The organism is Enterobacter sp. RIT637, from assembly GCF_019718755.1.
Lineage (GTDB): Bacteria > Pseudomonadota > Gammaproteobacteria > Enterobacterales > Enterobacteriaceae > Enterobacter.
In genome coordinates this window covers 1-20,640 of the sequence record NZ_JAIHAZ010000020.1, presented here as the reverse complement: position 1 = coordinate 20,640, position 20,640 = coordinate 1, and the positions used below count along the sequence as shown (strand labels likewise).

The window sequence follows — 20,640 nt, the reverse complement described above, 5'->3', positions numbered from 1 at the left end:
AAGTGTTCACCATCATGGACCAGGAAATTGCCACTTTAAAACTCAATATCAACCAGCTGGCAGGGATAACCGGCGTACACCGTCAGACGGTTGCCGCGAGACTGAAAAATGTTGAACCTGCTCCAGGCAGCAACAGCAAGTTAAAGCTCTATCTGGTGACCGACATTCTGACCGAACTGATGATCCCTACCGTTTCGGCCAACATTGATGATATGCCCCCCTCTGACAGGCTGTCCCACTGGAAAGCTGAGAACGAGAGGCTGAAGTTCGAACAGGATACGGGGCAGTTAATACCCGCAGATGAAGTGGCGCGAGAATTCTCATTGATGGCGAAAGCCGTCGTCATGGTACTTGAAACCCTCCCGGATGTGCTCGAGCGCGACTGTGCCTTAACGCCTGCTGCGGTGGTTCGTGTGCAAAGCGTTATCGATGATCTGCGCGACCAGATGGCGGAGAGGGTGCAGGACGCTGAAAAAGAGGAGGAAGAGCCTGAGGAGGACTGATGCCAAAGCGGGCATCCGCCAGAGACATCCGCCGCGATGTTTCCGGTATTTTACGAGCCCCGCGTCGTATGCCGGTGGCCGATGCGGTCAGTACTTATATGCGCGTGCCAATGGGGGCGGGAAACTCAGTTCCGTGGGATCCGGATCTGGCACCCTATGTGATTGAGCCGATGAACTGCCTGGCATCGCGTGAATACGATGCGGTGGTGTTTGTGGGCCCGGCACGAACGGGTAAAACCATCGGGCTGATTGACGGCTGGATTGTTTATAACATTGTCTGCGATCCGGCAGATATGCTTGTGATTCAGGTATCTGAGGAAAAAGCGCGCGAGCATTCCAAAAAACGCCTGGACCGTACTTTTCGCTGCAGCCCTGAAGTTAAAACCCGGCTGAGCCCAAGACGTAACGATAACAACGTCTACGACCGAACATTTCGCGCCGGTAACTATCTGAAGCTGGGCTGGCCATCCGTCAATATCATGTCGTCCTCGGACTATAAGAGTGTGGCGCTGACGGATTATGACCGCTTTCCTGAAGATATCGACGGGGAGGGGGATGCTTTTTCACTGGCATCGAAGCGTACCACGACATTCATGTCCTCCGGGATGACGCTGGTTGAAAGCTCGCCCGGGAGGGATATCAGAGACACAAAATGGCGGCGCTCCACGCCCCATGAAGCCCCTCCGACCACCGGAATTTTATCGCTCTATAACCGTGGTGACCGCCGTCGTCTTTATTGGCCATGCCCGCATTGCGGCGAATATTTCCAGCCGGAAATGGACAATATGACCGGATACCGCGACAGCAGCGATCCTGTGCTTGCCAGCGAAGCGGCGTTTCTTCAGTGCCCTGCCTGTAAAGGAAGGATCACGCCTGACATGAAGCGTGCGCTGAACATGAAATGTGTCTGGCTCCGGGACGGGCAAACCATCGACAGTAAAGGCCAGGTTAGCGGTGATGGCCGTCGTTCCCGTATTGCCTCCTTCTGGATGGAAGGTCCGGCAGCTGCTTACCAGACCTGGGCGCAGCTTATTTATAAGTTCCTGACAGCCGAGCAGGAATACGAATCCACGCGCAGCGAAGAAACCCTGAAGACGGTGATTAACACCGATTTCGGCAGGCCCTATTTGCCGCGGGCCAGCATGGAGCAGCGTAAAAGTGAATTGCTCGAGCAGCGTGCCGAAGAAGTCCCAAAACGTTCGGTACCGGACGGCGTTCAGTTTCTCACCGCGACCGTGGACGTGCAGGCCGGGCGCAACCGGCGTTTTGTTGTGCAGATTACGGGTTATGGAAGTATGGGGGAGCGCTGGATAGTTGACCGTTACAACATCCGGCATTCGCTGCGCTGCGACGGAAACGGGAAAAGCTTACAGGTGGATCCGGCGAGCTACCCGGAGGACTGGGATCTTTTACTCACCGATGTCTTTGATAAAACGTGGCCACTCGCAGCTGACCCGTCAAAGGGAATGAGGCTGATGTCGATGGCCGTGGACTCCGGGGGTGAAGATGGCGTGACGGATAATGCCTACAAGTTCTGGCGCAGATGTCGCCGTGAGGGGCTGGGTAAGCGTATCTATCTCTTCAAGGGGGACAGCGTCAGGCGCAGCAAACTTATCCAGCGAACGTTTCCCGACAACACGGGCAGATCAACGCGCCGCGCACAGGCGACGGGGGATGTGCCTCTTTATCTTCTCCAGACCGATGCCCTTAAAGACCGGGTGAATAATGCACTGTGGCGTGATTCACCCGGCCCTGGCTATGTGCATTTCCCCGCCTGGCTGGGCAGCTGGTTCTATGACGAACTGACGTATGAGGAACGCTCGAATGAAGGGAAATGGAGTAAGCCAGGCCGGGGCGCAAACGAAGCATTTGACCTGCTCGTTTATGCCGACGCGCTCGCCATCCTTAGTGGTTACGAAAAAATCAAATGGCCGTCAGCTCCTGAGTGGGCACGGCGGGAAACGTGGATCGAGGACACGCAGACGGAAGCTGGCGAAATGCCATCCCCGTCGCCTGCGCCGAAATCTAAATCAAAACCAAAACGTGAGAAGCCCGTAACCGAGCAGGCTAATCCGTGGTCTTCGTCAGGAGGTTGGGTGTGAATCCAGCAGATATTCAAAACATGATCGACCGCTACGCTGCAGCCGAGCTGTCTGTTCTGGAGGGGAAATCAATCACTTTCAACGGGCAGCAGATGACGCTCGAAAACCTGTCGGAAATCAGAAAAGGCCGTCAGGAATGGGAGCGACGACTGGCTACGCTCAATAACAAACGCCGAGGGCGACCCGGCTACAGGCTGGCGAGGTTTGGATGAGTTTTTTAGATGATGCGATTGGCCTGTTTTCACCAGGCTGGAAAGCCTCACGCCTGCGTGCCCGTGCGGTTATTAAGGCGTATGAGGCGGTAAAGCAAACGCGTACCCACAAAGCCCAGAAGGAAAGTCGCTCAGCCGATCAGCTCAGCCAGATGGGGGCGGTTTCACTAAGGCAGCAGGCGCGCTGGCTGGACAACAACCACGATCTGGTGATCGGCGTTTTCGACAAGCTGGAAGAAAGGGTGGTGGGTGCGAAGGGCATCATAGTTGAACCGCATCCGATGCTGAATAACGGCAAGATCGCTAAAAAGCTGGCCACTGATATCCGCAGAAAGTGGGGCGAATGGTCCGTAAAACCCGATGTCACAACCCAGTTTACCCGCCCCATGCTGGAGCGGCTGATGCTACGAACGTGGCTCCGGGACGGTGAGGTATTTGCTCAGCTGGTTCGCGGTACCGGAAATGGTCTTCAGCCGGTTGCGGGCGTGCCGTTCTGGCTGGAAGCGCTGGAGCCGGACTTCGTGCCGATGAACAGCGATGCCGCCACCCAGCTCAATCAGGGCGTTTTTGTCGATAACTGGGGGCGCCCGAAAAAATATCAGGTGTATAAAAGCCTGCCAGTATCCGGGCGTCAGTTCGATACCAAAGAGATAGATGCAGAAAACATGCTTCATCTCAAATTCACCCGACGCCTGCACCAGACCCGCGGAACGTCTCTTTTGTCTGGTGTTCTGATGCGTCTGAGCGCGCTGAAAGAGTATGAGGACTCGGAGCTTACTGCTGCCAGAATTGCTGCGGCACTCGGCATGTATATCAAAAAAGGCGACGGACAGAGCTTCGATTCTGATTCCGGCAGCGATGATCGGGAGCTGATGATTCAGCCCGGTATGCTCTATGACGAGCTGCAGGCCGGGGAAGAAATCGGGATGATTAAATCCGATCGCCCGAACCCTAACCTCGAGTCGTTTCGTAACGGACAGCTGCGTGCCGTGTCCGCCGGCAGTCGCCTCAGCTTTTCCAGCACATCCAGAAACTACAACGGAACGTACAGTGCCCAGCGGCAGGAGCTTGTGGAGTCAACCGACGGATATCTGATTCTGCAGGACTGGTTCATCGGTTCAGTGACCCGGCCCATGTACCGAGCCTGGCTGAAGATGGCTATTGCTGCCGGAGAAATCAAGCTGCCGAGAGGCATCGATATGGACTCGCTGTATAACGCGGTTTATTCGGGGCCCGTTATGCCGTGGATTGACCCCGTTAAAGAAGCGAATGCCTGGAAAACGCAGATCCGCGGCGGTGCTGCTACTGAATCCGACTGGATACGTGCCAGCGGGCGCAACCCGGATGATGTTAAGTCACGCCGTAAAGCGGAGGTTGACGAGAACCGTGAACAGGGCCTGGTGTTTGACACCGACCCCGCCAATGATAAAGGAGGCACCAGTGCCGAAGCCAAAGAACCGGGCGCGCCACCGTCCGAAAGCCAGCGCAAAAAGTAATTCGTGGTTCCGCATGCAGGCCAGCAATAACAGCGAGGCCGACATTTTTATCTATGACGAAATCGGGTACTGGGGCGTAACGGCGAAACAGTTCGTCAATGATCTCCGGGCACTTGGGGACGTCACCCACATCAACCTTTATATCAACTCGCCCGGTGGTGATGTCTTCGACGGTATTGCTATTTATAACGCGCTGAAGCATCACGGCGCGGCGATTACCGTGCATATCGACGGTCTCGCGGCCTCCATGGCCTCGGTGATTGCGATGGTAGGCAATCCGGTCATCATGCCTGAAAACACGATGATGATGATCCATAAGCCCTGGGGGTTTGCTGGTGGTGACGCGAGCGATATGCGCGACTATGCGGATCTTCTCGACAAGGTTGAATCCGTTCTTATCCCGGCTTATGCGCAGAAAACCGGAAAATCCACCGAAGAAATTGCGGCAATGCTGGAGGACGAAACCTGGATGAACGGCAGCGAGTGCCTTGAACTGGGTTTTGCCGACCAGGTGACACCATCCCTTCAGGCTATGGCCTGTATTCATTCAAAACGTATTGAGGAATTTGAAAAAATGCCAAAAAGCATTCGCAACATGATCACCCCGCCGCGCAACACTACCCAGCGTGACCCGGTTATTACCCAGCCTCAGGCACCGCAGGCAAAAACAGACCCGGCACCGGATGAAAATGCGATCCGCGCGCAGGTGTTGGCTGAGCAGAAAGCCCGTGTTAACGCTATCGGCGATCTCTTTGCCATGTTCGGCAATAAGCACATGGAACTGCAGAACCAGTGTGTAGCCGACCCTGATTGTTCCGTCGATAAGGCGAAAGATTTGCTGCTGGCAGAACTCGGTAAAACGGCCACGCCGTCCAATAAAACCACCCAGCCGCATATTCATGCGGGCAATGGTAACTTCGTCGCGGATGGTATTCGCCAGGCACTGATGGCGCGTGCGGGGTTCGAAGGTCAGGAGCGGGATAACGTTTATAACGGTATGACGCTGCGCGAGTATGCGCGTATGGCCCTGACTGAAAAAGGTATCGGCGTGGCCAGCTACAACCCGATGCAGATGGTTGGCCTGGCGCTGACCCACAGCACCTCTGACTTTGGCAACATTCTGCTTGATGTTGCGAACAAAGCGCTGATTCAGGGCTGGGACGAGGCGCAGGAAACCTTCGAGCAGTGGACCAAAAAAGGCCAGCTGTCGGACTTCAAAACGGCGCATCGTGTCGGTATGGGTGGTTTCCCTTCTCTGCGAAAAGTTCGCGAAGGGGCTGAGTACAAGTACATCACTACCAGTGATAAAGGCGAAACCATCGCGCTTGCCACGTATGGTGAAATCTTCTCAGTAACCCGCCAGGCGATCATCAACGACGATCTGAACCAGCTTACCGACGTACCGATGAAGATGGGGCGCGCGGCGAAAGCAACGATTGGCGATCTGGTTTATGCCATTTTGACTAAAAACCCGAAACTCTCAGACGGAAAGGCGCTGTTCCATGCCGATCACAAGAACCTGAGCGCGGGCGCAATTTCTGTGGCCAGCCTGGACGAGTCGCGCAAGCTGATGCGTCTGCAGAAGGAGGGGGAGCGAACCCTGAATATCCGTCCGGCCTACATGCTGGTGCCCGTCGCCCTGGAAACTCTGGCAAATCAGACCATCAAGTCGGCCAGTGTTAAAGGTGCAGATATCAATGCCGGGATCGTTAACCCTATCCAGAACTTTGCAGAAGTCATTGCAGAACCACGTCTGGATGAGGCTGATGCGAAAGCCTGGTATCTGGCTGCCGCGAAGGGCACCGATACCATCGAGGTTGCGTATCTCAACGGCGTCGATACCCCTTACATCGATCAGCAGGAAGGCTTCACCACTGATGGTATCGCCACGAAAGTACGTATCGATGCCGGTGTGGCACCGCTGGACTATCGCGGCATGACCAAATCCACTGGTCAGTAAAAAACAGTCCTGACAAACAGATGCCCGTAAGGGCTTTTTTTATACCTGAAACCAGCCCCGCAAGGGGCTGAATGGAGAAATTTATGGCTAAGAACTATGCGCAGGACGGGAAAACGATCCCTCTGGTAAACAGTGGTACAACCGACATTCAGAGCGGCGATCCGGTTGTGGTTGGCAAACTTATCGCTGTGGCGATTACGGATATTCCTGTCGGCGATACCGGGGACGGCATTACTGAAGGGGTATTCCTCCTGCCAAAAGTCCCCGCTGATGCAGTTACTGCCGGGGCACAGGTGTATCTGAAGGACGGCAAAATCACGATCGAAGAAACGGATGCCGTTGCCGCAGGTATCGCCTGGGAAGAGGCAGGGGCAAGCACCACCGTTGTTGAAGTTAAGATCAATGTCTAACCCCTTTGACCGGATGGCGGCGCGCATGGACGCGGCCACCATAAAAAAGATGGGAAAGACAGCGATCATCAATGGCAGCAGCTATGACGTTGTTCCCGCCGAGCAGCTGGAGGAAATGGGGCCATTGTCGGGAACAGGTACTTCGCTGGTGGTTTTCTCTGAGCTTTACCAGCCACGCCGAAACGACAGTGTCGACTACGACGGTAAGAACCTGACCGTTACCCGCTATGACATGTTCAACGGAAAACCCCGCATCCATCTCGAATGAGGAGGCGCTATGTCCGTGAAAGGACTGGAAAGGGCTATTCAGAACCTGAACAGCCTCAGCCGGTTAATCGTTCCTGAGGCAACCGCAAAAGCACTTAACCGGGTGGCCAGCAGAACGATAAGCCAGGGGAGCAAAGCTGTAGCGAAAGAAGCAACAGTTGATGATAACCGGAAAAAGGGGCTTCCGGTTCGTCTGGTCCGCCAGCGTTCCCGTCTGCGCAAGGCCCGTCACGATCGCCCGGTCGCGTCGATAAAAATCAACCGCGGTAATCTTCCTGCGATAAAGCTCGGCACGGCGCGCGTCCGGCTCTCGCGTAAAAAAGGGGTCAGAAACGGAGCGGGCAGCGTCCTCAAAATCGGCCCCTATACCTTTCGTAACGCTTTTATTCAACAGCTTGCCAACGGGCGCTGGCAGGTCATGCGGCGCGTAGGTCAGGCCCGTTATCCGATTGATGTGGTCAAAGTTCCTCTGGAGACACCGCTCACCGTGGCATTCACCGCTATTTCAAAGCGCCTTATTGAAAGCGATATGCCCAAAGAACTGTCCGCAGCCCTGAAAAACCAACTGAGGATCCACCTGAAGCGATGAACAGACACAGCGCAATTCGTGCAGCCATTCTGGCAAAACTGAAAGCCGATATCACCGACACCGTCACCTGGTTTGACGGGCGCCCTGTTTTTCTTGAAGAGCAGGATCTCCCTGCCGTGGCTGTATACCTTTCTGACGCGGAGTACACCGGCGATTCGCTTGACGAAGATTCGTGGCAGGCGGTTGTTCACATCGAGGTATTTCTTAAAGCCTCCAGCCCCGACAGCGCGCTTGATTCCTGGATGGAAGAGAAAGTGTATCCGGCAATGGCCTTCATCCCGGGTCTGACCGAACTGGTCGAGACGTTCACCCCGCAGGGTTATGACTATCAGCGGGATGATGAAATGGCCACCTGGGGTTCAGTCGATTTCACGTACTTAATCACCTATTCAATTTAAGAGGTACTTATGCCTACTCCAAACCCGCTGGCCCCCGTGAAAGGTGCCGGTACCACCCTCTGGCTTTACACCGGAACGGGCAACGCTTTCGCTAACCCACTCTCGGATATCGACTGGAACCGCCTGGCAAAAATTAAAGAGCTGACGCCGGGCGAAATGACCGCCGAATCGTATGACGACACCTACCTCGACGACGAGGACGCCGACTGGAACGCGACCGCTCAGGGGGCAAAATCTGCTGGCGACACCTCTTTCACCCTCGCCTGGAAGCCGGGTGAAGAAGGGCAAAAAGACCTGGTCGCATGGTTTATTGATGGCTCAGTACGCTATTACAAAATCAAATACCCGAACGGTACCGTCGACGTTTTCCGCGGCTGGTGCAGCAGCCTGGGTAAAGCCATTCCGGCAAAAGAGGTTATTACCCGCACAGCGAAAATCACCAACACCGGCAAGCCGGAGCTGGCTGAAGAAAGCGGGAGCCCGAATATCCCAGTCACCGGCGTTACGCTCGATAAAGCCACGGCAAGCGTGACCGTCGGTGCAACCACAACGCTCAATGTGACGGTTAATCCTGCCAGCGCCTCTGATACCTCGTTCCGCGTGGCGACCTCCAACGGGGCAAAAGCAACGGTCACGGTTAGCGGCAACGTGATCACCGTCACCGGCGTGGCGGCAGGCACCGCTGACATTATTGTAATGACCAGCGACGGTAATTTCGTTGCGGTCTGCAAAGTCACCGTAACAGCAGCGTAAGGAAGGACGCATGTTTCTGAAAAAAGAGAAGTTCAACTGGCAAACAGAATCCCTGACCATCTTCGAGCTGTCGGCGCTGCAGCGTATTGAGTACATCACGTTTATGGCCGCAGAGGAAAAGGCCGTCAGCGCTGACAGCGACGGCATCAGCGATCAGGAAATGACCGCCAGGCTGATAGGCTCAAATATTCGCTGCGGTGCGCGTTTGATCGCGATGTCTTTGTGGCATAACGATCCGGCCGGCTCGGATGTGGAGACGCTTTATCAGCAGGTGCTTAGCGGCTGGCCGCCGGAGGCGATCGGTAAAGCAGAAATGGAAATAAAGCTGCTCTCCGGCATGCTCGTTCCGGTTGAGGATGACAACGTTGCCGATCCGGATGCCTTAGCGGAGGCCGAAAGCGCTGAACCCGTTACGGCGGAAAAGCCCTTGCCAGCGAGCTGAAGTTTGTCCTGAATCTGGCGCGCGAGTTCGGGCGACCCGACTGGCGCGCCATGCTGGCTGGAATGACTTCCAGTGAGCTGGGCGACTGGCACCAGTTCTACCGGGAGCATTATTTTCAGGACGCGCAGCTCGATGCGCATTTCTCAGAGCTGCTTTATTCCATCTCCACTCTTTTCTTCCGCGACCCGGAACTTACCCCCGCACATTTCAGCCTGCTTTCTCCTTCGGGTGTCGTTGTCAGCGATGATGAGCCGAACGACGAGACGCTGATGACCGCAGCTGAGGGGATAACAGGAGGTATCCGATATGGCCCAGCAGATTAGCGATCTGGTCATCAACCTTGACGTCGACAGCGCCACGTTTAGTGAGCAGGTTGCCCGCATCAAGGGCCAGCTCACCGGGATGGCAGAGGACTCTGAAAAAGTCCAGAAGCGAATGCAGCGCGCTTCCGAGCGGCAGGCGGCTGCGTTTAAAACTGTGGGCGACGCTGGCGCGGCGGCTGCCGCAGATATGAAATCCCGCCAGTCGGCCGCAACGGAAGGGCTGACCAAAGACTGGCAGAACGTTTCAAAGTCCGTTGATGAAACTCACCGCCGCGTGACCGAGCTTAATCAGCGCATGCGTGAGAATGACGGGCAGGCCGCAGCGCTTGCCCGTCGACAGGATGAACTGGCGGCATCATTTTTCCGCCAGATTGACGGCGTTCGCCAGCTCAATGGTGAGACACAGTCGCTTGCGAACGTGCAGGCGCGCTTTCGCGCAGCGAGGGCACAGGGCAATATCACCCAGCAGGATTATCTCGCCCTTATTTCCCGCACCACGGCCCGGCAAAAAGAACTGCAGATCGTGGAGGAAAAATCGGCCGCAGCGCGCACGCGATTCCTCAGCCAGCTGAAGCAACAGGTTGCAGAGCAAAAGCTCTCCGGTACCGAGCTGCTGCGCATGAAGGCGGCGCAGGTCGGTGCCAGCGATGCGGCTGAGGTCTATATCCGTAAACTTGAATCTGCCAAAGTGGCCACGCACGGTCTGGGGCTGCAAAGTGCTGCTGCCCGGCAGGAGCTGGGGGTACTTATCGGCGAGGTCATGCGCGGTAACTTAGGTGCACTGCGCGGCTCCGGGATCACGCTGGCGAACCGGGCAGGATGGATAGACCAGCTGCTGTCGCTGCGCGGCCTGGGGATCGCCGGCCTGGTTGGTGGGATTGCCGCGGCGGTATTCGGGCTGGGTAAGGCCTGGTATGACGGCAGCAAAGAGTCTGAGGAATTTAACAGGCAGCTGATCCTGACCGGGAACTACGCGGGGAAAACGTCAGGGCAGCTTCAGGCGCTGGCGCGCTCGCTGGCCGGTAATGGCATCACGCAGCATGCCGCTGCAGGCATGCTGGCACAGGTCGTTGGAAGCGGCGCATTCAGCGGGAATGACGTCAGCATGGTCAGTAATGTTGCCGCCAGGCTGCAGCAGGCTACCGGGCAGGCCGTTGACGAAACCATAAATCAATTTAAACGCCTGAAGGATGATCCGGTTAACGCAGTCGCTACGCTCAACGATTCCCTTCACTTTCTGACGGCCACCCAGTATGAACAGATAGCTTCTGCTCAGGCGCTGGGGGATTCACAGAAAGCTGCCGAGCTGGCCATGCGGGCATATTCCGACGCGGTCATTCAGCGCGCCGGGGCGGTCGAGGATAATCTTGGCTCCCTCGAAAAAGCCTGGAACTGGGTGAAGAATGCCGCCTCCGGCGCATGGGATGCGATGCTTGGCATAGGGCGTAATCCTGACTCCGCGATGAAGCGCCAGGACTCTTTTGCTGAATGGCAGGCAGCAGAGAAAGAGTACCGCGCGCTGTCCAGCAATCTTAAAGTCGACCCGGATTATGCCGGTAACAACGTTCTGCAGAAAGCGGATGCGGAAAGGCTGAGAAACGCGCGCCAGCAGGTGGAGCTGAAAAAGCAGGCTTACGATCTTGCCGATCAGCAATATGCCCAGGAAGGGCTGGCAGCCGCGCGGGAAAAAATGCGGACGGACCAGCAGGCTCAGGCAATCCGCAACCAGCAGCAGTTTAATCAGCTGGTGGAGTCCGGCGCGACGGCGGCAGAAAAGCGGGCTTCAGCAGAGAAAAAGCTCAGTCAGCTTATTGAGAAAAACCGCCAGGATGCGAAAGACGGTGTCGCCACGCTGTGGACTGAAAAGGACATTGCCGCTGCCCGCGCCGGGATTGAAAAGCAGTGGAAGGATCCAAAAACGCCGAAAGGCAAAAGCTACTCAACGCCCGCCGGGGATAAAGCCGAGGAAAAGGCGCAGACCGAACTTCTCACCCTGCAGGCCCAGCTTAAAACGCTTGAGCAGCATACCAGCGTGAACGACGTCATAAGCAAACAGCGTCAGGATCTCTGGCAGGCTGAAAATCAGTTCACCGTTCTGCAGGAGGCCGCGGGGCGTCGTCAGCTTACGGCGCAGGAAAAATCCCTGCTGGCGCACAAGGAAGAAACGCTCGAGTACAAGCGGCAGCTGGCCGATCTGGGCGATAAGGTTGCCAGGCAGCAAAAGCTCAACCAGCTGGCCGATCAGGCCGTGAAGTTTGAGCAGCAGCAAAAAGCCGCCAGGGCGGGCCTACAGGCTCAGTCTGAGGGGGTATCCACCCGGGAAGCCGGGCGACAAACTACGCTGCAGCGTCTCAGCGAAAGCTATTCGTACAACCCTCAGGCGCAGCAAAAGGTTCTCGAAGAGCAAAGGGCGACGTTCGAGGCTGAAGATGCCCTGCGCGCAAACTGGCTGGCCGGTGCGAAACAGGGCTGGGCCGAATATCAGGATTCAGCGACAAACGTTTTCAGCTCTGTTCAGCAGATTTCGCAGGCTACGTTCAGCGGGCTGGCGGGCCAGCTTACCAGCCTGACGACAACCGGGAAGGCGAGCTTCAGGGACTTCACCAGCTCCATCCTTAAAATGATAGTGTCCGTTATCAACCAGCTGCTGGTGGCTTACACCATCCAGAGCGCAATGGGCTGGGTGAGCGGAGGGGCGAAAACCTCCTCTGCAGGGCAGTCATTCGCGGTCCCGTCATACCGGCCACAGGGTTTTGACGTGGGCGGTTTTACCGGGCACGGCGGCAAGTACGAGCCAGCCGGTATCGTTCACCGCGGGGAATTCGTCTTCACCAAAGAATCAACCAGCCGCATCGGCGTGGCTAATCTCTATCGCCTGATGCGCGGGTATGCTTCGGGTGGTCTGGTCGGCGGCGGTAGCGCAGCCGGTGCTGGCATCGGCGGGATCAGTGTTTATGCCCCAGTCAGCATCAGCCAGCAGGGGAGTGACGGGAGCATAAATCAGGCGAACGCCACGGGGACGGCGAAACAGCTGCAGGCGATTGTTCAGCAGACAATCACCGAGCGACTGAAAAAAGAAATGTCCGCAGGCGGCGTGCTTTATTCGAGGAGGACACAGTGACGGACACGTTTACCTGGCGCACGCGAAAAACAGCGCAGGGTACTGAAACAGCCCGAACGCTGCAGGCCCAGTTCGGGGATGGCTACAAACAGATAGCGGGGATGGGGATCAACGACAAACAGGAAACGTGGAACCTGGACTGGACGGGCACCAGACAGGAGGCGGCTGCGCTGCGAGCTTTCCTGATGTCTCACGTTACTAAATCGTTCTGGTGGACCACTCCATGGGGTGAAAAAAAGCTGTTCAGAATGAAGGCCGATTCGTTCAGTGTTTCTTTCCCTACCGGGAAAAAAGCCACTGTGGCCTTCACTTTTGAACAGGCGTTCGCGCCCTGATTTTCTCGACAAACACTGAAAGCTGCCTCCGGGCGGCTTTTTTTATGGGGGGAGTATGAGTTTTACGGCAGACATCCAACAGCTTGAGCCCGGCAGCGTTATTCAGCTGATTGAGATCGACGGCACCGAATTCGGTATGGATCAGGTGCTGCGGTTTCATGCGCACAATATCCAGGAGGAGGGGTGGGCAGCCTTCGCCGCTGAGAACCTGCCCGCCATAATCTGGCAGGGCAACCAGTACGATCCTCATCCTTACGAACTGAAGGGTATGGAGTTATCAAGCACCGGGTCCCAGCCGACGCCCACGCTCTCAGTCGGGAACGTCGGGAACTATGTCACGGCACTATGCCTGGAGTATGATGACATGGTCCGGGCGAAAGTAAAAATCCACACAACGCTCTCTAAGTACCTCGATGCCGCCAACTGGAAAGACGGCAATCCGGGGGCCAGCCCGGCCGATGAGCGCGTACAACTCTTTTTCGTCAATGCCAAAACCGCAGAGACGAGGGTACAGGTTGATTTTGAGCTGTGCTCTCCCTTCGATATTCAGAGCCTTCAGCTGCCTACCCGGCAGATTACGCCTGTCTGCACCTGGTGTATGCGGGGCTGGTACCGAAGCGGAACCGGATGCGACTACAACGGTACGAAATATTTTACCAAGGATGGCACGCCTACCGATGATCCGTCGAAGGATGTATGTGGCGGTCGCCGTCAGGACTGTCAGGATCGTCACGGTCCGGACGCGCCGCTGCCATTCGGGGGCTTTCCGGCCGCCAACCTGCAGGGGAAATGATAATGCGTGAAAAATTGCTGGATGCTATCCGTCAGCACGTCGCTGGTGAATACCCCAAAGAAGCCTGTGGCCTGATTGTTCAGTCAGGGCAGCAGCAAATCTTTATTCCCTGTCGCAACATCGCGGATAAACCGGAGGAAACATTCACGCTCTCTCCGGAAGACCAGCTTGCTGCCCGCGCGCTCGGTGAAATCATTATGGTCATTCACTCCCATCCGGATGTGGTCCGGCTGGTGCCCTCCGAGCTGGACCGCATCCAGTGTGACTGGTCGGGTATTGAGTGGGGGATCATGTCCTGGCCGGACGGTGATTTTTGTACGATTTCCCCGCGTGAAGACCGGGATTATGCCGGGCGGCAATGGTTGCTGGGTTACGCGGACTGCTGGTCGCTGATCCGGGAATATTATCAGCGTGAATATGATATTGGCCTCGGGAACTATTCAGTGCCTTACGAATGGTGGGAGAGCGGCAAAGAGCGGCTCTACGATGACAACTGGGAGCGTGAGGGGTTCGTTGAGATTGACGCCGGTGCTATGCAGCCCGGGGACATCATCATGATGAGTGTGCAGGCATCGGTGACCAATCACGCCGCTGTATATCTGGGTGACAACATCATTCTTCATCATTTGTTCGGGCACCTTTCTTCGCGTACGCCGTATGGGAAATATTATCGCGACAGAACGGTCCGGGTGGTCAGGCATAAGGACAACATGAATGCTTAAAACGCTTATTCTCGACGGTAAGATGGCTAAAAAATTCGGGGCCCGCGTTCAGTTTGATGTTGCCGATCTGCGTGAAATGCTCAGGGCAGTATGTTCGCAGGTTCCCGGCTTCAAAAAATACATGTCGGAAGCCCATATGAAGGGGATCCGTTTCGCCTTTTTCAACGGGGATAACAATATCGGGCTGGAAGAGTTCGATATGACCCGCGGGGGAAGCGTTTACCGGATCGTGCCCGTTTATGAGGGGGCCAAAAACTCGGGCGTCCTTCAGATAGTTGTTGGTGCCGTCGCGCTGGTCGCTGCATTCTTTACCGCCGGTGCGAGTATGGCAGCCTGGGGGGCGGCGATGAGTGCAACAGCCATCAGCGCCACGTCAATTTTGACCGGGGTCGGGGTATCAATGATGCTGGGCGGCGTTGTCCAGATGCTCACGCCCCAGCCATCCTTCGGCGCGGGTAAATCCTCCAGCACGGATAACACGCCTAACTATGCCTTCGGGGCGCCGGTCAATACCGTCGCTATGGGGCATCCTGTCCCCCTGGCTTACGGTCTGATCGAGGCAGGGGGAGCGATAGTCAGCGCCGGTATGTACTCGAGCGATCAGCAGTAGGCCAGCGGCCATTAACTTAAAGGTGCTTCGGCACCTTTTTTTATGGGTGAAAAAATGCAGCTTCTTGAACAAGAAACCATCATGCAGGGTGCCAAAGGGGGCGGGGGTAGCGCGCATACTCCGGTTGAGCAGCCTGACGATCTGCTGTCGGTCGCAAAATTAAAAATGCTCATTGCCGTTTCTGAGGGGGAAATACAGGGCGACCTGACCGCACAGAACATTTTTCTCAACGATACGCCGCTGGCAAACGACAGCGGGGAATACAACTTCAGCGGCGTGAAATGGGAGTTCCGCAAGGGCACACAGGACCAGACCTATATTGCCGGGATGCCCCAGGTCGATAACGAGCTGGCGGTGGGCACAACTGTCACCACCACCGCGCCCTGGACACGCCAGTTTACCAACCTTTCCCTGGATGCCATCCGCATCAAGCTCAGCCTTCCGGTCCAGTATCTCTATAAAGATAACGGCGATATGGTGGGCACGGTTACCGAGTATGCGATCGATTTATCAACGGACGGCGGCGCCTGGAAAACGGTTGTAAACGGCAAGTTTGACGGAAAGACCACGACGGAATATCAGCGTGACCACCGTATCGATCTGCCAAAATCCACGTCCGGCTGGTCTGTCAGGGTCAGGCGTATTACGGCTGATGCCAGCGGATCAAATTCGAAACTGGTTAACGCCTTCAAGGTGTTTTCGTATGCGGAAGTCATCGACAGCAAGCTTCGTTATCCTCTGACCGCGCTACTGTATGTCGAAGTGGACAGCAGCCAGTTCAACGGCAGCGCGCCGAAGGTGACCTGTAAGATAAAGGGCAAGCTGATAAAGGTTCCGGATAATTACGATCCGATAACCCGAACCTATTCTGGCTCATGGTCCGGCGGTTTCAAAATGGCCTGGTCCAATAACCCCGCCTGGATATTTTACGATCTGGTTCTGGATGAAATTTACGGCATGGGCACGCGCGTGGATGCGTCCATGGTGGATAAGTGGGCGCTGTATTCAATCGCCCAGTACTGTGACGAAATGGTTTCCGACGGGGCCGGTGGCACCGAACCGCGTTTCACCTGCAACGTTTTCATTCAGAGCCAGGAGGACGCCTGGCAGGTACTTAACGATCTCGCCGCGGTATTTCGTGGAATAACGTTCTGGGGCAACGATCAGATTTATGTCCAGGCAGACGTCCCGCAGGACGATGTTGACTGGGTTTATAACGTCTCAAACGTTATCGATGGGCTGTTTACTTATGCGGGTGGCTCATACAAAAATCGCTACAGCTCCTGCCTGGTGTCCTGGTCCGATCCGCAGAACCATTACAGCGATACCGTTGAGGGGGTCTATGATTCGGCGCTTGTAGAACGTTACGACGTCCGGCAGACGTCCCTGACCGCAATCGGCTGCACCTCGCAAAGTGAAGCGCACCGACGCGGTCGCTGGGTATTGCTCTCCAATGCCAAAGACGGGACCGTATCGTTTGGCGTGGGGCTGGATGGTTATATCCCTTTGCCCGCTGAAATTATCGGTGTCGCCGATCCTTTCCGTTCCGGCAAGGAGAACGGGGGCCGCATAAGCGCGGTCAACGGCCGCCAGATTACCCTTGATCGAGAAATAGACTACGCGGCGAAAGACCGGCTGGTGGTTAACCTTCCCGACGGAAAAGCCCAGACGCGGACAATCAGCGCGGTGAGCGCCGATAAAAAAACGGTGACGGTGGCTACGGCATTCAGTCAGATTCCTGTGACGGGCGCTGTCTGGGCAATAGACAGTGATAACCTCGCAATACAGTACTTCAGGGTCACCTCAATCGTGGCTAACGACGACAGCACAGGCGGTTTCACTATTACGGCCGTTCAGCACGATCCAAACAAATATCGTTACATCGATGACGGCGTACGGGTCGAGTCGCCCCCGATCACCGTCACGCCGATAAGCGTCCTGTCTGCTCCGAAGAATATCGTGGTGACTGAGAGCGATCATGTGTCTCAGGGGCTGACTGTAGCAAGCCTGGATGTGTCATGGGATAAGGTAGAGGGCGCAATCAGGTATGTTGCCCAGTGGCGTAAGGACAACGGGGACTGGATAAACGTTCCGGTTACCAGCGCGCAGGGTTTCTCGGTTCAGGGCATTTATTCCGGCAGCTATGACGTGCGCGTCCGGGCGCTGAATGCGCAGGATACGTCGTCACCATGGGGATACGGTGAAACAACTTATCTCTCCGGTAAAACGGGAAAACCGGGTACTCCGCTCAACTTCCTGGCGACCGAAGATGTGGTCTGGCATATCGACCTGACCTGGAAATTTCCGGATGGCTCTGGCGACACGGCCTATACAGAGATACAGCGCGCCACAACTGCCGACTACGCCAATCCTGAACTGCTGGTCCTGGTGCCGTACCCGGCTGCAGATTATCAGCATGGCCCCATGCCTGCCGGCGTTCGCCAGTGGTACCGCGCGCGCCTGATTGACCGTATCGGTAACGCCGGGGACTGGACCGACTGGATCATGGGCACGTCCTCGATAGATGTCAGCGAAATAACGAATGACATTCTGGCGGATATGAAAGAGTCGGAAACGTTCAAGGACCTGATCGAGAACGCGGTGGACAGCAATGAAAAAATTGCGGGCATGGCTAACGATATCAAGCAGGCCAACGACGAACTGGAGCAGCAGGCGAAGGACATTGCCAAAAATGCCCAGGACGTCGGGAAGGTTCAGACCAGCGTTAATGAGTTTTCAAGCACGGTCGGGAATGTTTCGTCTTCACTCAGTCAGCTTGAGCAGACCGTTGCGACGGCTGATACCGCGCTGGGCCAGCGAATCGACAGCATCAGTGTGTCTATGGACGGCATGACGGGCGGGGTCAAGAACTCAGCCATTGCCATTATCCAGAACGGGCTGGCGCAGGTGGCCACACGCAAAAGGCTATCCGCAACGGTCGCCGGTAACAGCGCGCAGCTGGATCGTATTGATGAGGTAATCGTTAACGAGAAGGAGGCAACGGCACGTTCGCTGCTGAGCCTGCAGACGGACGTTAACGGCAACAAGGCATCCATCAATAGCCTGAATCAGACGTTCTCTGATTACCAGCAGGCCACGGCCACGCAGATAAACGGCATAACGGCGACGGTGAACGGGCATACCTCCGCCATCACCACTAACGCTCAGGCGATAGCGAACGTAAACGGCGAACTCAGCGCGATGTATAACATCAAGGTTGGCGTCTCCAGCAACGGGCAGTATTACGCCGCGGGGATGGGGATCGGCGTTGAGAATACGCCATCCGGCATGCAGTCGCAGGTTATCTTCCTGGCTGACCGCTTCGCCGTCACCACGGCAGCCGGAAACAGTGTGGCTTTGCCGTTCGTGATCCAGAACGGGCAGACATTCATTCGGGCCAGTTTCATTCAGGACGGCACCATTGAGAATGCCAAAATCGGCAACTATATCCAGTCGAATAATTATGTGGCTGGATCTGCAGGCTGGAAGCTTGATAAGGGAGGGACGTTCGAAATCAACGGCGTGGCCGGGGGCGGGAGGATGCTGATAACCAGCACTCTCATTCGCATCTACGACAGCAACAATGTGCTGCGCGTCAGAATGGGGTTATGGTAATGCCACAGGGTTTGCAATGTTGGGATAGTGCAGGGCGGATTGCAGTTGATTTAAGCGATTATGCGATCCGGTATATCGGAAGCACCTCTGTAACTTTTGCTGCGGGGGAGACGTCGAAAAACGTTTCTTTCGGGGGAATAACACAGGACGGCTCATTTATTTCGATTGTGTCTACTGGCGCTACGGTCAATGAATACCACTGCCGCGCATATAACGGCGGTTTTACTGCTTATTATTTGCCGACAACCGGAAGCCCTGCGATAACACTCAATGTGGAGGTTTATAACTTTCAATGAGCGGATTCGAAGTTTATAACAGCGATGGTAAACTGCTGGTGGACTCACAAAACAGGTCCACCCTTTTTTATGACCAGCGGACTCTCGGAGCTGTTGAGAGTAAGGGTTATTACCAGGTAGATAGCCCGTTTGGTAATGGCAGCACGCTGGGTTTTACACCGCAGCAATTCTGGAATGACGGCAGATTGCGATGGCTGAAGTTGGGCACAAACAGGTACGGTATGCCGGGTGCAGACCTGCTTGAAGATAATGCGGGGAGTATGATCCGGACTGCACGTAATATTGGAATGCAGAGTGGTTATCTTGACGTATTTGACAGCGGAGGGAATCTCATATGGAGCGCAGCTTCCGCATCAAAAATGCCACGTGTTGTCGGGTTCTTCGATGTGCCGGCGAACTATGATCTGCAGAACAATACGCTTTCCGTGAGCCTGAGCTTTAACCCCTGGATTCTGGTAAATAACTGCCCTGGCAATCTCAGCGATGATGGAACCGTTACGGGCTATTCAGGGATAGTGCTCAAATGGACGGGCTCACAGCTGCAGGGGCGGTACATTTCAAAAAACCAGCGCAGCTGGAGCCAGACATTTCAGGGCAGGGGATTACGAATCCCCATTGCTCAGTTTGTCGGTATTTGACTCAGGGGGAACGCGAGGGTACTGAGTGGCAATCATATTTTGTCTCACCCCTTTCGCTGCGTTGAAGCGATAAACAACATCCAGTTTATCGGTTTTTTTATAGCAAATATTACTGAGCCGTTTATTTACATGTCGGCTAAATATTCCATTGCTACTGTCAGAAATAACCGTCATTTCCCGTGTGGCGCAGTCAATATTCACGTGAATATCACCGCCCAATGATAAACGGGCAGCTTCAACCGGATAGTCCATTCTGAATGCGTTGTCTGTGTGTTTACTGGAACATCCAGCCAGCAGCAAAAATACTGCAGCAAATAATCGTTTCATTTCTACATTCCTGTAAATGCGGGAATATCCATTTTATTAGAGTTTAAAAAATAGTCAGATTGATATGAGCGATCAATTTTACATGATTGATCGTTTCAAACGATCGTTATTATCGTGAGGTAGTTCATGCTTTATAACACTGGCACTATCGCTATTAACGGAAATACCGCAACCGGCACTGGCACAAACTGGACGGCACCGGCCAGCCAGGTACGCGCTGGCCAGACGATTATCGTCATGTCTAACCCGGTCCAGATGTTTCAGATTTCATCCGTGAACAGCGCCACGTCAATGACGGTTACGCCATCTGCTTCCCCGGCGCTGAGCGGCCAGAAGTACGGCATTCTGGTATCTGACAATATCTCGGTCGATGGCCTGGCACAGGCGATGTCTCAGCTTATCAAAGAGTATGACGAGAATATCGGTGCGTGGGAGACGTTCGCCACCACATCGGCAAATCAGAGCATCACCGTAACCATCAACGGCACGCCAGTAACCATCCCCGGCATCGGTAAACTAGCCCAGAAAGGGAGCAACGGTGCGCTTGCAATCGCTGACGGCGGGACCGGGGCAACCACTGCAGAAGGCAGTCGCACAAACCTCGGTTTGGGAAGTAGCGCTACGAAGGACGTCGGAACGGCAGCCGGGAACGTCATGCAAGTGGGAGCATTTGGATTACCTACTGGTGATGCCAGGGTATTTAAAACAGACTCGGCAGTTGCTCCTGA

The 20,640-nt window shown here is 55.4% G+C and carries 21 protein-coding genes and 1 pseudogene; 21 read left to right on the top strand and 1 reads right to left on the bottom strand.

The window, feature by feature from the left end; translation table 11 throughout:
* Nucleotides 1-14: 14 nt before the first annotated feature.
* The 20 genes from K5E19_RS20785 to K5E19_RS20690 all read left to right on the top strand — a co-directional run bounded on the left by K5E19_RS20785 (nt 15) and on the right by K5E19_RS20690 (nt 19,585).
* Entirely contained in the window at nt 15-503 is a 489-nt protein-coding gene (locus tag K5E19_RS20785; protein ID WP_020884621.1) for a DUF1441 family protein, read from the top strand.
* A complete protein-coding gene (locus K5E19_RS20780; protein WP_221552854.1) occupies nt 503-2,605 on the top strand; it encodes a phage terminase large subunit family protein in 2,103 nt (700 codons plus the stop codon). Before K5E19_RS20785 ends, K5E19_RS20780 begins: the two co-directional genes overlap by 1 nt.
* Nucleotides 2,602-2,817, top strand: a complete 216-nt coding sequence (locus K5E19_RS20775) for a hypothetical protein (RefSeq protein WP_001704123.1) — start codon at nt 2,602-2,604, stop codon at nt 2,815-2,817. The genes K5E19_RS20780 and K5E19_RS20775 overlap by 4 nt, the downstream gene beginning before the upstream one ends.
* Nucleotides 2,814-4,313 (top strand): phage portal protein, encoded by a 1,500-nt coding sequence (locus K5E19_RS20770; protein ID WP_221552853.1) that lies wholly within the window; start codon nt 2,814-2,816, stop codon nt 4,311-4,313. The genes K5E19_RS20775 and K5E19_RS20770 overlap by 4 nt, the downstream gene beginning before the upstream one ends.
* Entirely contained in the window at nt 4,258-6,273 is a 2,016-nt protein-coding gene (locus tag K5E19_RS20765; protein WP_020690717.1) for a ClpP-like prohead protease/major capsid protein fusion protein, read from the top strand. The genes K5E19_RS20770 and K5E19_RS20765 overlap by 56 nt, the downstream gene beginning before the upstream one ends.
* Before the next feature lie 83 nt (nt 6,274-6,356).
* Nucleotides 6,357-6,683 (top strand): DUF2190 family protein, encoded by a 327-nt coding sequence (locus tag K5E19_RS20760; RefSeq protein WP_020690718.1) that lies wholly within the window; start codon nt 6,357-6,359, stop codon nt 6,681-6,683.
* A gap of 25 nt (nt 6,684-6,708) precedes the next feature.
* Entirely contained in the window at nt 6,709-6,951 is a 243-nt protein-coding gene (locus K5E19_RS20755; RefSeq protein ID WP_230852446.1) for a DNA breaking-rejoining protein, read from the top strand.
* Between the two features lie 9 nt (nt 6,952-6,960).
* Nucleotides 6,961-7,539, top strand: a complete 579-nt coding sequence (locus K5E19_RS20750) for a phage tail protein (RefSeq protein ID WP_020690720.1) — start codon at nt 6,961-6,963, stop codon at nt 7,537-7,539.
* A complete protein-coding gene (locus K5E19_RS20745; protein WP_020690721.1) occupies nt 7,536-7,937 on the top strand; it encodes a phage minor tail U family protein in 402 nt (133 codons plus the stop codon). The genes K5E19_RS20750 and K5E19_RS20745 overlap by 4 nt, the downstream gene beginning before the upstream one ends.
* 9 nt (nt 7,938-7,946) lie before the next feature.
* The gene (locus K5E19_RS20740) at nt 7,947-8,690 is read left to right on the top strand and encodes a phage tail protein (RefSeq protein ID WP_221552852.1); all 744 of its coding nucleotides are present in this window, start codon (nt 7,947-7,949) and stop codon (nt 8,688-8,690) included.
* 10 nt (nt 8,691-8,700) lie between these two features.
* Nucleotides 8,701-9,132, top strand: a complete 432-nt coding sequence (gene gpG, locus K5E19_RS20735; RefSeq protein ID WP_221552850.1) for a phage tail assembly chaperone G — start codon at nt 8,701-8,703, stop codon at nt 9,130-9,132.
* A 50-nt stretch (nt 9,133-9,182) separates the two neighbouring features.
* On the top strand, nt 9,183-9,455 hold the full coding sequence (locus K5E19_RS20730; protein WP_049134815.1) for a phage tail assembly protein T: 273 nt from the start codon (nt 9,183-9,185) through the stop codon (nt 9,453-9,455).
* Nucleotides 9,439-12,576 (top strand): phage tail tape measure protein, encoded by a 3,138-nt coding sequence (locus tag K5E19_RS20725; RefSeq protein ID WP_221552848.1) that lies wholly within the window; start codon nt 9,439-9,441, stop codon nt 12,574-12,576. Before K5E19_RS20730 ends, K5E19_RS20725 begins: the two co-directional genes overlap by 17 nt.
* Nucleotides 12,573-12,911, top strand: coding sequence for a phage tail protein (locus K5E19_RS20720; RefSeq protein ID WP_001704112.1), 339 nt, complete (start codon nt 12,573-12,575; stop codon nt 12,909-12,911). The genes K5E19_RS20725 and K5E19_RS20720 overlap by 4 nt, the downstream gene beginning before the upstream one ends.
* 55 nt (nt 12,912-12,966) lie before the next feature.
* Nucleotides 12,967-13,704: a phage minor tail protein L gene (locus K5E19_RS20715; RefSeq protein ID WP_020690726.1), complete on the top strand. Its 738-nt coding sequence runs from the start codon at nt 12,967-12,969 to the stop codon at nt 13,702-13,704.
* Between the two features lie 2 nt (nt 13,705-13,706).
* The gene (locus tag K5E19_RS20710; protein WP_020690727.1) at nt 13,707-14,426 is read left to right on the top strand and encodes a C40 family peptidase; all 720 of its coding nucleotides are present in this window, start codon (nt 13,707-13,709) and stop codon (nt 14,424-14,426) included.
* A complete protein-coding gene (locus tag K5E19_RS20705) occupies nt 14,419-15,036 on the top strand; it encodes a tail assembly protein (RefSeq protein ID WP_020690728.1) in 618 nt (205 codons plus the stop codon). The genes K5E19_RS20710 and K5E19_RS20705 overlap by 8 nt, the downstream gene beginning before the upstream one ends.
* 42 nt (nt 15,037-15,078) lie before the next feature.
* Entirely contained in the window at nt 15,079-18,651 is a 3,573-nt protein-coding gene (locus K5E19_RS20700; protein ID WP_221552847.1) for a host specificity protein J, read from the top strand.
* Nucleotides 18,645-18,947: a hypothetical protein gene (locus tag K5E19_RS20695; protein WP_260411886.1), complete on the top strand. Its 303-nt coding sequence runs from the start codon at nt 18,645-18,647 to the stop codon at nt 18,945-18,947. The genes K5E19_RS20700 and K5E19_RS20695 overlap by 7 nt, the downstream gene beginning before the upstream one ends.
* Nucleotides 18,944-19,585: a hypothetical protein gene (locus tag K5E19_RS20690; protein WP_177336695.1), complete on the top strand. Its 642-nt coding sequence runs from the start codon at nt 18,944-18,946 to the stop codon at nt 19,583-19,585. The genes K5E19_RS20695 and K5E19_RS20690 overlap by 4 nt, the downstream gene beginning before the upstream one ends.
* On the opposite strand, the gene K5E19_RS20685 is transcribed toward K5E19_RS20690, so the two are convergent.
* Nucleotides 19,550-19,912, bottom strand: coding sequence for a hypothetical protein (locus tag K5E19_RS20685; RefSeq protein WP_156118172.1), 363 nt, complete (start codon nt 19,910-19,912; stop codon nt 19,550-19,552). The genes K5E19_RS20690 and K5E19_RS20685 overlap by 36 nt on opposite strands.
* A gap of 126 nt (nt 19,913-20,038) precedes the next feature.
* On the opposite strand from K5E19_RS20685, the pseudogene K5E19_RS20680 reads away from it, so the two are divergent.
* Nucleotides 20,039-20,640, top strand: a pseudogene (locus K5E19_RS20680) (phage tail protein); the annotation flags it as partial.

Coding starts and splice junctions, on each gene's coding strand:
- K5E19_RS20740 (WP_221552852.1), top strand. CDS start 7,947: ATGCCTACTCCAAACCCGCTGGCCCCCGTGAAAGGTGCCGGTACCACC.
- K5E19_RS20745 (WP_020690721.1), top strand. CDS start 7,536: ATGAACAGACACAGCGCAATTCGTGCAGCCATTCTGGCAAAACTGAAA.
- K5E19_RS20780 (WP_221552854.1), top strand. CDS start 503: ATGCCAAAGCGGGCATCCGCCAGAGACATCCGCCGCGATGTTTCCGGT.
- K5E19_RS20725 (WP_221552848.1), top strand. CDS start 9,439: ATGGCCCAGCAGATTAGCGATCTGGTCATCAACCTTGACGTCGACAGC.
- K5E19_RS20695 (WP_260411886.1), top strand. CDS start 18,645: ATGGTAATGCCACAGGGTTTGCAATGTTGGGATAGTGCAGGGCGGATT.
- K5E19_RS20750 (WP_020690720.1), top strand. CDS start 6,961: ATGTCCGTGAAAGGACTGGAAAGGGCTATTCAGAACCTGAACAGCCTC.
- K5E19_RS20715 (WP_020690726.1), top strand. CDS start 12,967: ATGAGTTTTACGGCAGACATCCAACAGCTTGAGCCCGGCAGCGTTATT.
- K5E19_RS20700 (WP_221552847.1), top strand. CDS start 15,079: ATGGGTGAAAAAATGCAGCTTCTTGAACAAGAAACCATCATGCAGGGT.
- K5E19_RS20785 (WP_020884621.1), top strand. CDS start 15: ATGGACCAGGAAATTGCCACTTTAAAACTCAATATCAACCAGCTGGCA.
- K5E19_RS20760 (WP_020690718.1), top strand. CDS start 6,357: ATGGCTAAGAACTATGCGCAGGACGGGAAAACGATCCCTCTGGTAAAC.
- K5E19_RS20730 (WP_049134815.1), top strand. CDS start 9,183: ATGCTGGCTGGAATGACTTCCAGTGAGCTGGGCGACTGGCACCAGTTC.
- K5E19_RS20690 (WP_177336695.1), top strand. CDS start 18,944: ATGAGCGGATTCGAAGTTTATAACAGCGATGGTAAACTGCTGGTGGAC.
- K5E19_RS20755 (WP_230852446.1), top strand. CDS start 6,709: ATGGACGCGGCCACCATAAAAAAGATGGGAAAGACAGCGATCATCAAT.
- gpG (WP_221552850.1), top strand. CDS start 8,701: ATGTTTCTGAAAAAAGAGAAGTTCAACTGGCAAACAGAATCCCTGACC.
- K5E19_RS20685 (WP_156118172.1), bottom strand. CDS start 19,912: ATGAAACGATTATTTGCTGCAGTATTTTTGCTGCTGGCTGGATGTTCC.
- K5E19_RS20710 (WP_020690727.1), top strand. CDS start 13,707: ATGCGTGAAAAATTGCTGGATGCTATCCGTCAGCACGTCGCTGGTGAA.
- K5E19_RS20770 (WP_221552853.1), top strand. CDS start 2,814: ATGAGTTTTTTAGATGATGCGATTGGCCTGTTTTCACCAGGCTGGAAA.
- K5E19_RS20705 (WP_020690728.1), top strand. CDS start 14,419: ATGCTTAAAACGCTTATTCTCGACGGTAAGATGGCTAAAAAATTCGGG.